At 67.4% G+C, this 10,716-nt stretch carries 12 protein-coding genes; 8 read left to right on the forward strand and 4 right to left on the reverse strand.

The window, feature by feature from the left end; all coding sequences use genetic code 11:
• Positions 1–16: 16 nt before the first annotated feature.
• Positions 17–1,249, reverse strand: coding sequence for a 4-hydroxybenzoate 3-monooxygenase (gene pobA, locus LGN10_RS14470; protein WP_226224056.1), 1,233 nt, complete (start codon positions 1,247–1,249; stop codon positions 17–19).
• Positions 1,250–1,365: 116 nt separating this feature from the next.
• Here pobA and LGN10_RS14475 point away from each other — a divergent pair, with 116 nt between their 5' ends.
• From LGN10_RS14475 to LGN10_RS14485, 3 genes are all read left to right on the forward strand, one after another.
• Positions 1,366–2,292 (forward strand): LysR family transcriptional regulator, encoded by a 927-nt coding sequence (locus LGN10_RS14475; RefSeq protein WP_226224057.1) that lies wholly within the window; start codon positions 1,366–1,368, stop codon positions 2,290–2,292.
• Positions 2,293–2,388: 96 nt separating this feature from the next.
• Entirely contained in the window at positions 2,389–3,024 is a 636-nt protein-coding gene (gene folE, locus LGN10_RS14480; RefSeq protein WP_059645050.1) for a GTP cyclohydrolase I FolE, read from the forward strand.
• Positions 3,024–3,827, forward strand: a complete 804-nt coding sequence (locus tag LGN10_RS14485) for an SDR family oxidoreductase (RefSeq protein WP_124659257.1) — start codon at positions 3,024–3,026, stop codon at positions 3,825–3,827. Before folE ends, LGN10_RS14485 begins: the two co-directional genes overlap by 1 nt.
• Positions 3,828–3,872: 45 nt before the next feature.
• On the opposite strand, the gene epsC is transcribed toward LGN10_RS14485, so the two are convergent.
• Both epsC and LGN10_RS14495 read right to left on the reverse strand, forming a co-directional pair.
• Positions 3,873–4,793 (reverse strand): serine O-acetyltransferase EpsC, encoded by a 921-nt coding sequence (gene epsC / locus LGN10_RS14490; RefSeq protein ID WP_059581299.1) that lies wholly within the window; start codon positions 4,791–4,793, stop codon positions 3,873–3,875.
• 137 nt (positions 4,794–4,930) lie between these two features.
• Positions 4,931–5,164 carry a hypothetical protein gene (locus tag LGN10_RS14495; RefSeq protein ID WP_006480138.1) on the reverse strand — a complete coding sequence of 78 codons (234 nt, stop codon included), beginning with the start codon at positions 5,162–5,164 and terminating at the stop codon, positions 4,931–4,933.
• A gap of 277 nt (positions 5,165–5,441) precedes the next feature.
• Between LGN10_RS14495 and LGN10_RS14500 the strand changes: the two genes are divergently transcribed.
• From LGN10_RS14500 to fnr, 3 genes are all read left to right on the forward strand, one after another.
• Complete coding sequence (locus LGN10_RS14500; protein ID WP_059581302.1) at positions 5,442–5,849, forward strand: DUF3005 domain-containing protein; 408 nt, start codon at positions 5,442–5,444, stop codon at positions 5,847–5,849.
• A 474-nt stretch (positions 5,850–6,323) separates the two neighbouring features.
• Positions 6,324–6,791: a universal stress protein gene (locus tag LGN10_RS14505; protein ID WP_059581304.1), complete on the forward strand. Its 468-nt coding sequence runs from the start codon at positions 6,324–6,326 to the stop codon at positions 6,789–6,791.
• A 103-nt stretch (positions 6,792–6,894) separates the two neighbouring features.
• A complete protein-coding gene (gene fnr, locus LGN10_RS14510; protein WP_059581308.1) occupies positions 6,895–7,641 on the forward strand; it encodes a fumarate/nitrate reduction transcriptional regulator Fnr in 747 nt (248 codons plus the stop codon).
• Positions 7,642–7,650: 9 nt separating this feature from the next.
• On the opposite strand, the gene LGN10_RS14515 is transcribed toward fnr, so the two are convergent.
• A complete protein-coding gene (locus LGN10_RS14515) occupies positions 7,651–8,544 on the reverse strand; it encodes a LysR family transcriptional regulator ArgP (RefSeq protein ID WP_059581311.1) in 894 nt (297 codons plus the stop codon).
• A 111-nt stretch (positions 8,545–8,655) separates the two neighbouring features.
• On the opposite strand from LGN10_RS14515, the gene LGN10_RS14520 reads away from it, so the two are divergent.
• Both LGN10_RS14520 and LGN10_RS14525 read left to right on the forward strand, forming a co-directional pair.
• Positions 8,656–9,276, forward strand: coding sequence for a LysE/ArgO family amino acid transporter (locus tag LGN10_RS14520; RefSeq protein ID WP_059581314.1), 621 nt, complete (start codon positions 8,656–8,658; stop codon positions 9,274–9,276).
• Positions 9,277–9,624: 348 nt separating this feature from the next.
• The gene (locus LGN10_RS14525) at positions 9,625–10,572 is read left to right on the forward strand and encodes an aldo/keto reductase (RefSeq protein WP_226224059.1); all 948 of its coding nucleotides are present in this window, start codon (positions 9,625–9,627) and stop codon (positions 10,570–10,572) included.
• The last annotated feature ends 144 nt before the right edge of the window (positions 10,573–10,716 follow it).

Genomic DNA, 10,716 nt, shown 5'->3' on the forward strand with positions numbered 1-10,716 from the left:
GCGAACGATGGGCCGATCATAGGGGCGCGCACAGCGCATTGTCAAGGCGGGTTCCCTCGGGGGCCGTCGCGTCTTCGAACGGCAGGCCGACGTAGTTTTCGGCGAGCGACTGCGCGGCGGCTCGCGAGCGCGTCACGTATTTCAGCTCGGCAAACTTCAGGCGATTGACGAACGGCGAATCGTCCGGCGACGCATGCAACATGTTCGTCATGAAGTACGAGAAGTGCTCGGCGCGCCACACGCGTTCGAGACAGGTCGCCGAATAGCGCTCGAGCGGCGTCGCGTCACCGGTCCGGTAGCGCGCGCCCAGCGCGCGGGACAGCGCGCGGACGTCGGCCACCGCGAGATTCATCCCCTTCGCGCCGGTCGGCGGCACGATGTGCGCGGCGTCGCCGGCGAGGAACAGACGCCCGTGCTGCATCGTCTCCGACACGAAGCTGCGCATCGGCGTCACGCTCTTCTGCGTGATCCTGCCCTCGGTCGGCGTCCAGCCGGTGTCGTTCGAGAAGCGCGTGTGCAGCTCGTCCCAGATCCGCGCGTCGGACCATTGAGCGAGATCCTCGTCGGGCTTGCACTGCAGGTACAGGCGCGTGACCGTCGGCGAGCGCATCGAGAACAGCGCGAAGCCGTTGTCGTGATGTGCGTAGACGAGCTCGTCGAGCGACGGCGCCGCGTCGGCGAGGATGCCGAGCCACGCGAACGGATAGACGCGCTCGAACGTGTTCAGCCGCTCGGCCGGAATCGTCTGGCGCGCGATGCCGTGGAAGCCGTCGCAACCGGCGATGTAATCGCAGTCGATGCGGTCCGCGCGGCCGTCCGCATGCTTGAACGTGACGAACGGGTGCTCGCTTTCGACATCGTGCAGCGCGACGTCGCTGACTTCGAAGTGCATCTGATGGCCGTGCTCGACGCCGGCCGCGATCAGGTCGCGCACGACTTCGTGCTGGCTGTAGACGGTGATCGCGCGCCCGCCGGTCAGTTCGGACAGGTCGATGCGGTGCCGCTGGCCGTCGAACAAGAGCTCGATGCCGTGATGTTCGAGCCCTTCGCGGCGCATCCGGTCGCCGAGGCCGGCTTCGTTCAGCGTGTCGACCGTGCCCTGCTCCAGCACGCCGGCGCGAATGCGGTTCTCGCAGTATTCGCGCGAACGCGCTTCGACGAGGATCGAATCGACGCCTTGCAGGCGCAGCAGATGGGACAGCAGAAGGCCGGACGGACCGGCGCCGATGATCGCGACTTGGGTGCGCATTGTTCGTCTCCAGAACATTGGTTCGAGTAATGAAACACATTTCAGCGCTTTCCCGACTATGCGGCAACGCGATTCAGGAGATATGTTGTATACGTTCTGGAGATACCGGCCCGGCGATGGAAGCGCTCGATCTGAACCTGATTCCCTACCTCGTCGCCCTCGACGACGCGCGCAACGTGAGCCGCGCGGGCGACCTGCTCGGCGTGAGCCAGCCGCGCGTGAGCACCGCGCTCGGCCGGCTGCGCGAGTACTTCGGCGATCCGCTGTTCGTACGCACGTCGCGCGGGATGGAGCCGACGCCGCGCGCGCTCGCGCTGCTGCCGGCCGCCCGCGACGCGCTCGCGCAGATCGAGCGCGGCCTCGTCGCGCCGCACGATTTCGACCCGGCCGCGAGCACGCATACGTTCTCGATCGCGCTGTCGGACGTCGGCGAGATCGTGTTCCTGCCGAAGCTGTTGCAGGCGTTCGCGACGCATGCGCCGCACGCGAACCTGCGTTCGGTCTCGCTCGCGCACGACGAAGTCGGACGCGGCCTCGAGGCCGGGTCGATCGATCTCGCGGTCGGCTACTTCCCCGATCTCGACGGCAACAACTTCTTCCAGCAGCGGCTGTTCACGCACCGGTTCGTCTGCCTGATGCGGCGCGGCCATCCGTTCGAGCAGACGCCGCCGTTCACGGTCGAGCAGTTCCTTGCGTGCGGACACGCGGTGGTGCGCGCCGAGGGCCGCAGCCAGGAGGTGCTCGAGAAATATCTGGCGAAGCAGCGCATGCAGCGCCGCGCGGTGCTCGAGACGCCGCACTTCATGAGCCTGCCGTTCATCCTGAGCCGCACCGACCTGATCGCGACGGTGCCGCACGCGATCGGCTATGCGTACGCGGCCGAGCACGCGTTCATCGTGCCGGTCGAGCCGCCGCTCGCACTGCCGCGCTTCGACCTGAAGCAGCACTGGCACCGCAAGTACCACAACGACCCGCGCACCGCGTGGCTGCGCGGCGTCGTCGCGGCGCTGTTCAACGACGAGCAGGACGAATGGCCGAAGTGAAGAAGCACGCGCGGCGGCCCGCACGCACGGCCGGCAAAAGCATGAAACAATGCCCGGATATCGGCCGCCGCAGGCGGCCTTCGATGGAGCCACTAGATGGGTAAGGGAAAGAAATCCGCGCAGCCCGAGGCGGTCGCCTCCCGGCCGAGCCGTGAAGAAGCCGAAGACGCCGTGCGCGTGCTGTTGCGCTGGGCCGGCGACGACCCCGCGCGCGAAGGCCTGCTCGACACGCCCGCACGCGTCGTGCGCGCATACGAGCAGTTCTTCGCCGGCTATGCGCTGGAGCCGCGCGACATCCTCGCGCGCACGTTCAGCGAGGTCGACGGCTACGACGAAATGATCGTGCTGAAGGACATCCGCTTCGAGAGCTACTGCGAGCATCACATGGTGCCGATCATCGGCCGCGCGCACGTCGCGTATCTGCCGAACCATCGCGTCGTCGGCATCTCGAAGCTCGCGCGCCTCGTCGACGCATTCGCGAAGCGCCTGCAGATCCAGGAAAAGATGACCGTGCAGATTGCCGACACGCTGTTCGACGTGCTGCAGCCGAAGGGCGTCGGCGTGATCCTCGAAGCCGCGCACCAGTGCATCTCGACGCGCGGCGTGCACAAGCCGGGCGTCGAGATGGTCACGTCGCGCATGCTGGGCACGTTCCGCACCGATCCGTCGACGCGTCGCGAATTCCTGTCGATCGTCGCGAATCCTTCCTCGGTCAACCTGACGAATACCTGATGGAGCAGACGAAGCAAACGGCACACGCGCCCGTCGTGCTCGTGACCGGCGCCGCGCGCCGGGCCGGGCGCGCGTTCGCCGAGTATTTCGCCGCGCACGGCTATCGCACCGCGGTGCACTACGACCGTTCGGCCGATGCCGCGCGGGCCGCCGCCCGCGCGATTGCCGAACGCGGGCACGATTCGGCGGCGCTGCAGGCCGACCTGTCCGATGCCGCGCAGATCACCGCGCTGATCGACCAGGTCTACGCGCGCTTCGGGCGTCTCGACGTGCTGGTCAACAACGCGTCGGTGTTCTGGCAGGACCATTTCCCGAGCTTCGATCTCGCGGCGTTCGACCAGGCATGGGCCGTCAATTGCCGCGCGCCGATCCTGCTCACGCGCGCGTTCTACGAACGGGCCCGCGCGGCCGGCACGCAGGGCGTCGTCGTGAACGTGGTCGACCAGAAGATCAAGGAAAACTTCCACCGCGACCATTTCAGCTACACGGTCGCGAAGGCCGCGCTCGGTAACCTGACGCAGATGCTCGCGCTGTCGTCCGCGCCGGTGCTGCGCGTGAATGCGGTGTTCCCGGGGCTGATGCTGCCGAGCGACGACCAGACGCAAGCCGACTTCGAACACGCGAGCCGCGCCTCGACGCCGCTCGCGCGCATCGCGGGCCCCGACGACGTCGCAAGCGCGATCCTGCTGCTGACGGGCAATGCGTACAACGGTGTGGATTTCGTCGTCGATGCGGGCCAGAACCTGATCCGCGTGGATCAGGACGTGCTGTACAAGCACCGCTCGCCGGACGGCAAGCACTGACGCATGCGGCGCGCGCCGGGCGAACCGGGCGCGCCGCCCGCCGCGTTACGGCTTCTCGGCGCTCCCGCCTTCGCGGACCTTGCCCTGCGCGACGCTCGTGCCGGGCGGCACGCTGTGCGTGAGCCACACGTTGCCGCCGATCACCGAGCCGCGCCCGATCGTCACGCGGCCGAGAATCGTCGCGCCCGCATAGATCACCACGTCGTCCTCGACGATCGGATGCCGTGCATTGCCCTTCACCAGCGCGCCTTCGCCATCGGCGGGGAAACTCTTCGCGCCGAGCGTGACGGCCTGGTACACGCGCACGCGCTCGCCGATGATCGCGGTTTCGCCGATCACGACACCGGTGCCGTGGTCGATGAAGAAGCTCGGGCCGATCTGCGCACCCGGATGGATGTCGATACCGGTGGCCGAGTGCGCGATTTCATTGATGAACCGCGCGAGCAACGGCACACCGAGTTGGTGCAGCGCGTGCGCGAGCCGATGGTGCATCATCGCGAACACGCCGGGGTAGCACAGCAGGATCTCGGTGATGTGCTGCGCGGCCGGATCGCCCGCGTACGCGGCCTGGATGTCGCTGACGAGCAGCGCGCGGATCGCCGGCAACTGCCGGCCGAATTCGCGCGCGATCTCGAACGCGCGTTCGTCGAGCTCGGCGAACGGCGTATCGACGTGCTCGGGCAGGAACGGCAACGCGCGGCGGATCTGCTCGGACAGGATGCGAAGCGTGCTTTCGAGCGTATGGCCGACGTAGTAGTCGACGCTTTCGTCGGTCAGGTCGGGCGCGCCGTAGTGCGTCGGAAACATCGACGCGCGCAGGCCGGTCACAATCTTGCAGATTGCATCGCGCGACGGCAGTTCGCGGATGCCACGCGGATGGCGCGTGCGATGGAGTTCCTCGCGCGATTCGCGCAAGCCGGCGACGATTTCTTCGAGGCCCCACTGACGGGCGGCTGATGTCGACATAGGCCAAAGCGGGCAGCCGCGCTCAGTCGCGCGGCCGCTAATAAAGTGACGGGTTCCGCAAGATTACCGCGTTTTTTGTCCGGGAGCGGCCCTTGGGGGATCGGCCGGACGGCCGACGCCGTACGCGCGCGACGGCATCACATCGAGATGCTGCTCGCGTCGATCCAGCGCACGGCCCAGTCTCGCGCGTGCGCGATCGCGTCGCCTTCGTCGTTGAACTGGAGCTCGATCGGGAAAAAACGGTTCGCCACGAGTTCCCCGTCGCTCGATCGGGAGATCACGACGTAGGGCTTGAACGAACCGTCACTGGCGCGTGCGGGCGCGCAATTCAACAGATAACCGCGGTGCGTGAAGGCAGTAGTCGCTTGCATGAGTCCGCCACCTCTAGTCCCTTGTTTGTTGTTCGCTACCCGTCTTTAAGGGTGCTGCGGCGCCCCGGCGCGGGCAGAGGCGGCGAGACTTCATCCCCTGTCGCCGCTTCGCAGGAAAAGAATCATACTCTGTAGAAAACGCGTCTTCTAGCTGAAATAAATCATGACAAATCAGTGCGCGCCGCGCGACCGCGGCGATCGCCCGCGCGCCTTTTCCCGTCGTGCCCGGAACGGGATTTGCTTCGATCCGGAGCGTGTCGCCGCCAGGAGAGCCGCAATGGAATCCTCCGCTCAAACAGGCCGTGCGCATCCGCGCAGTATCGAACTCGACAACGACGCCACCCACGACAGCACGGTCGATACCGACGGCAAGAACCGCGAAGCCGCGCGCGTCGCCGGGGCCGGGCCGATCTCGCCCGACCAGGTCACGCGCAGCAATGCGTCGCTCGTCAATGCGATGCCGGAAGCTGGCGACGGTCTCGCCGGTTTCGACAGCCGCCCCGACGGCAACCATCCGGCGTTCGCGTTGCGCGCCGGCTACGTGGTGATCGAGAAAGGCTTCGACACGCCGCCCGCGGGCGACGCGCCGTTCGGTCCCGTGCACAGGATGTACGGCAGCGCGTACTGGCCCGGCCACGGCCGCCGGCCGGAGCGTGTCATCGAGCTGACGGCCGTGCCGAAATAGCCGGCGCGGCGTTTGAATCGATCGTTCGTTTGCGAATCGCCGTCGGCCGCTGACGGCGATCGACGGCGGTGCATTGGCGCGTGCGACCGGACCGCGCGCCGATACTCGCTCGCACGATGCCGAAGTGAACGATGCCGCGCATTGGCATCGGCCTTCGCAATTCATGCATGCCGCGCATCGCATCGACGCACATGCATTGACCGAAGTCATGGCGCCCCGGCGCGATTGCGATTGAATGGCGATACGTGCGGCGCATCGGCGTGATCGCCGTGCCGGGCCGATGCGCGCGCATGCGTTTTCGCCAATGAGGCGGCCACCGCATGTCCGTTCACGAACTGAACAGGGACAGCGCGGCACGCGACACCTCGCTGCACGATCGTGCCCGTTGGTTTACTCTGCCTCGCAGCATCGCGCATTGCCCGGCCCGATCGGCCATCCGGCCGACTTCGTTCCAACCCGCCACTCGGAGACACTATGTACAAGCGTATTCTGGTTGCCGTCGACGGCAGCGACACGTCCCGCCACGCGTTCGACGCCGCGCTGGCGCTCGCGAAAGCGCACGGCGCGGAGCTGCAGCCGTTCTACGTCGTCGAGAACGCCGCGATCTACTACAACGTGCCCGGCTACGATCCGTCCGTGCTGCGCGATCAGCTCGTCGCACAGGGCAACGCGCTCGCGCAGGATTTCGCGAAGCGGATGCAGGCCGCCGGCGTGAAAGGCGAAACGCGGCTGAACGAAGCGACGTCGCTCAACGACGTATCGTCGCTGATCCTCGACGGCGCGAAAGCGTTCGGCGCCGATCTGCTCGTGCTCGGCACGCACGGCCGCCGCGGCTTCCGCCGCCTCGTGCTCGGCAGCATCGCCGAACAATGCGTGCGCCACGCGACGCTGCCCGTGCTGCTGATCCCGGCCGCCGCCAACGCGGATGAGCCGGCTGCGTGAGCGGCGTTCGGCACGCGCGGCCGGTCGCGACGTTTTGTCACCCGACAGCGGCAACTTGCGGTGGGACAATGATTTCGTCGATTCAACGCCGGAGTAAACGATCATGCTGACGCCCGTCGCCACCCGCCCCGCCGCCACGGCCCATACCGGTAGCTGGGCTCCCCGCCAGGCCGCACACTGCTCGTCGTGCGCGATGCGGCACCTCTGCATGCCGCAGGGCCTGGCGCCCGAAGCGCTCAGCCGCCTCGAGTCGGTCATCTGCGCGGCTCGCCCGGTCAAGCGCGGCGAAGCGCTGTTTCGCGAAGGCGACGCATTCGACAACCTGTACGCGGTGCGCTCGGGTTCGCTGAAAACCGTCGCGACGCGCCACGACGGCCGCGAACAGGTCACGGGCCTGCACCTCGCCGGCGAAGCGCTCGGCCTCGACGGCATCTGCGACGATACGCACCCGCGCACCGCGGTCGCGCTGGAAGACAGCTCGGTGTGCGTGATTCCGTACAGCGCGCTCAAGGCGCTGTGCTCGGAAGCCGGCTCGATGCAGTTGCGCATGCACAAGCTGATGAGCGAACAGATCGTACGCGAAACGTCGCAAACGATGCTGCTCGGTTCGCTGAACGCCGAGGAGCGCGTCGCCGCTTTCCTGCTCGACGTCTCGTCGCGCTACCTGAAGCGCGGCTACTCGCCGTCGGAATTCAACCTGCGGATGACGCGCGAGGACATCGGCAGCTATCTCGGCATGACGCTCGAAACGGTCAGCCGCACGCTGTCGAAATTCCAGAAGCGCGGCCTGATCGAAATGCAGGGCCGCCACGTGCAGATCGTCGACTTCGACGGCCTGCAGCACGTCTGACGCCGCCGCTCAATCGAGAAACAGCGCGGCACGCGCCTTCAGCGCCGCGCTGAAATCGTCGAGCCAGCCGATCGACAGACGCCAGCTCTGCCAGTACAGATCGATGTCGATGGTTCGCCCGCGCGACATGTCGATCAACTCGCCCGCCGCCAGTTGGCGGTCGACCATCCGGTCGGGGCACATCCCCCATCCCAATCCCGTTTCGCACGCGCGCAGGTAGCCCGCGACGTGCGGTATCCAGTGCTGCGGCGGATCGAGATCCGCGCGCGTCACGCGCCGGATGAAACGCGCCTGCAACCCGTCCTTCGGATTGAACATCACGCACGGCGCGCGGCGCAGCGCATCGCGCGTGATCCCCGCGTCGAAATAACGTGCGTAAAACGCCGGCGAGCACACCGCGCGATAGCGGATCCGCCCGAGCCGCTCCGACCGGCACCCCTGGATCGGCTCGGCCTGTGCGGTCACCGCCCCCTGCACGCTGCCGTCGCGAATGCGCGACGCCGTGTAATCCTGATCGTCGATCACGAGGTCGAGCAGCGTCTCGCGCGCCGTGCAGAACGGCCCGACCGCGTCGATGAACCACGTCGCGACGCTGTCGTCGTTGACGGCCACGCGCAACGTCGGCCACGCGCTGGCGATCTGGCCCGGCAACGCGGGCATCCGGCCGCCCAGTTCGGCTTCCAGCAACTGCACGCGTTCGGTATGCCGGCACAGCAGCGCGCCCGACGTGGTCGCGACACACGGCTGCCCGCGCTTGACGAGCACGCTGCCGACCCGCTCCTCCAGCAGCTTCACGCGCTGCGACACGGCCGACGGCGTGACGTTCAGCTCCTTGGCCGCCCGCTCGAACGAGCCGTGCCGGATCACGGCCGCGAGGGCATCGAGCAACGCGTAGTCGAGCATTAGATTTCCTTAATCCGCATTAGGTGATTTAGCTTCTCTTATTTCCGTGCTGATCGCAGACTAGCGCTACCCGATTCGTTCGTCTACTGCTTCCACGGCTTTCCCCCAATCATGAACTGGCTCGCTTTTTCCCACGGCGCCGCACTGTGCGCGTCGCTCATCGTCACCATCGGCGCGCAGAACGCGTTCGTGCTGCGCCAGGGCATCATGCGCTCGCACGTCGGCAAGATCGTGCTGCTGTGCGCGGTGTCCGACATGATCCTGATCGGCGCGGGTGTCGGCGGCGCATCGGCGCTCGTCGAGCGGTATCCGACCTTCGTCCATGCGGTGCTGTACGTCGGCCTCGCGTATCTCGCGTGGTTCGGCATCAACGCGCTGCGCCGGGCGTTCAAGCCGGGCCACGACACGCTCGACGTGCGGGGCGACGCGGTCGCGCCGCCGCCGCAGGGCGCGCTCGCGATCGTGCTGATGACGCTCGCGTTCACGTGGCTCAACCCGCACGTGTATCTGGACACGTTCCTGCTGATCGGCACGGCCGGCGCGCGCGAGCCGGAAGGCGCGCGGCTCGCGTTCGCGATCGGCGCAATGACGGTCAGCGTCGTGTGGTTCCTCGGGCTCGGCTACGGTGCGCGATTGCTGGCGCCGTGGTTCCGCAAGGCGGTCGCGTGGCGCGTGCTGGATGGCGCGATCGGCGGCATGGTGCTGTTTCTCGCGGCCGTGCAGTTGCGCTGACCGAACCGTCCCGCGCACGGGCGGCGGTCTGCCGCCCGTCTTTCCCCCGCTCCGCCGTAATACCGGGGCAGTCCGCCCCCTTCCGTCGCGCACCCGTCGCAAAAAAATTCGCTCCCGATCGAACGCAGCCGCACGGAGCGCTCACGCAGCGGACACGATATCCGCCATCTGCCGCAAACCGTCCACCATCGCGGCGGCGCGCCGCCTGCACGAATCGAAGCGATCGGCGAGAATGTCCGGTGTCCCGCGACCATGGCGGAACCGCACCGCGCACCCTGCCGTCCCGCCGCGATCGCCTCGACCCATCCCGCAGTTCAATCCCGTTACCCGCAGTTATCGGAGAGGAACATGGCACATCGCACCCTCGGCACATCCAGCATCCAGGTTTCGCCGCTCGCGTTCGGCGGCAACGTCTTCGGCTGGACCGTCGATGAAAACGCATCGTTCGCGCTGCTCGACGCGCTCGCCGACACCGGCATCAACTTCATCGACACGGCCGACGTCTATTCGGCGTGGGTTCCCGGCAACCACGGCGGCGAATCGGAAACGATCATCGGCAAGTGGCTGAAGCGCTCCGGCAAGCGCGAGCAGGTCGTGATCGCGACCAAGGTCGGCATGCTGGGCGCGCGTGCCGGGCTGTCGAAAGACAACATCCTGAAGGCCGCCGACGATTCGCTGCGCCGCCTGCAGACCGACTACATCGACCTGTATTTCTCGCACCGCGATCTCGCCGACACGGCCCCGCTCGAAGAAACGCTCGGCGCGTATCAGACGCTGATCGAAGCGGGCAAGGTGCGCATCATCGGCGCGTCGAACTACAGCGGCGCACGGCTGCGCGAAGCCGCCGCCATCAGCGCGCGCGACGGGCTGCCCGCGTATCAGGTCATCCAGCCGGAATACAACCTGCTCAACCGCGCCGACTACGAACGCGATCTCGAACCGGTCGTGCGCGACCTGAAGCTCGGCGTCGTCAACTACTACGCACTGGCGAGCGGGTTCCTGTCGGGCAAGTATCGCAGCGCGGCCGACCTGAAGAAGAGCGTGCGCGGCGATCGCGTCGCCGGCTATCTGAACGAACGCGGCCTGCGCATCCTCGCGGCGCTCGACGCCGTGTCGGCGAAGCACGGCACGCAGCCGGCCGCGATCGCGCTCGCATGGCAGATCGCGCGGCCGACGATCACCGCGCCGATCGCGAGCGCGACGTCGCTCGAGCAGCTCGAACTGCTCGGCGAAGCGATCCGCGTCAAGCTCGATCAGGACGACATCCGCCAGATCGACGAAGCCAGCGCGCCGTGAAGTCGTCGGCGGCGGCAGGCCGAAGGAATCGCACGGGCAGGCGGTTCCGCGGCCCGCCTGCGATCCGCGCAAAGTGGATGGATACGATCGCGGGCGTCCGATGGCCTCGCGGCGCGACCGGGCTGCTTCGCGCCGCGTTCAAAC

The sequence above is a fragment of the Burkholderia sp. AU32262 genome, assembly GCF_020419985.1.
GTDB lineage: Bacteria > Pseudomonadota > Gammaproteobacteria > Burkholderiales > Burkholderiaceae > Burkholderia > Burkholderia semiarida.

Bases quoted from the DNA above. Each gene is read 5' to 3' on its own strand.
- pobA (WP_226224056.1), bottom strand. From the start codon at position 1,249: ATGCGCACCCAAGTCGCGATCATCGGCGCCGGTCCGTCCGGCCTTCTG.
- LGN10_RS14475 (WP_226224057.1), top strand. From the start codon at position 1,366: ATGGAAGCGCTCGATCTGAACCTGATTCCCTACCTCGTCGCCCTCGAC.
- folE (WP_059645050.1), top strand. From the start codon at position 2,389: ATGGGTAAGGGAAAGAAATCCGCGCAGCCCGAGGCGGTCGCCTCCCGG.
- LGN10_RS14485 (WP_124659257.1), top strand. From the start codon at position 3,024: ATGGAGCAGACGAAGCAAACGGCACACGCGCCCGTCGTGCTCGTGACC.
- epsC (WP_059581299.1), bottom strand. From the start codon at position 4,793: ATGTCGACATCAGCCGCCCGTCAGTGGGGCCTCGAAGAAATCGTCGCC.
- LGN10_RS14495 (WP_006480138.1), bottom strand. From the start codon at position 5,164: ATGCAAGCGACTACTGCCTTCACGCACCGCGGTTATCTGTTGAATTGC.
- LGN10_RS14500 (WP_059581302.1), top strand. From the start codon at position 5,442: ATGGAATCCTCCGCTCAAACAGGCCGTGCGCATCCGCGCAGTATCGAA.
- LGN10_RS14505 (WP_059581304.1), top strand. From the start codon at position 6,324: ATGTACAAGCGTATTCTGGTTGCCGTCGACGGCAGCGACACGTCCCGC.
- fnr (WP_059581308.1), top strand. From the start codon at position 6,895: ATGCTGACGCCCGTCGCCACCCGCCCCGCCGCCACGGCCCATACCGGT.
- LGN10_RS14515 (WP_059581311.1), bottom strand. From the start codon at position 8,544: ATGCTCGACTACGCGTTGCTCGATGCCCTCGCGGCCGTGATCCGGCAC.
- LGN10_RS14520 (WP_059581314.1), top strand. From the start codon at position 8,656: ATGAACTGGCTCGCTTTTTCCCACGGCGCCGCACTGTGCGCGTCGCTC.
- LGN10_RS14525 (WP_226224059.1), top strand. From the start codon at position 9,625: ATGGCACATCGCACCCTCGGCACATCCAGCATCCAGGTTTCGCCGCTC.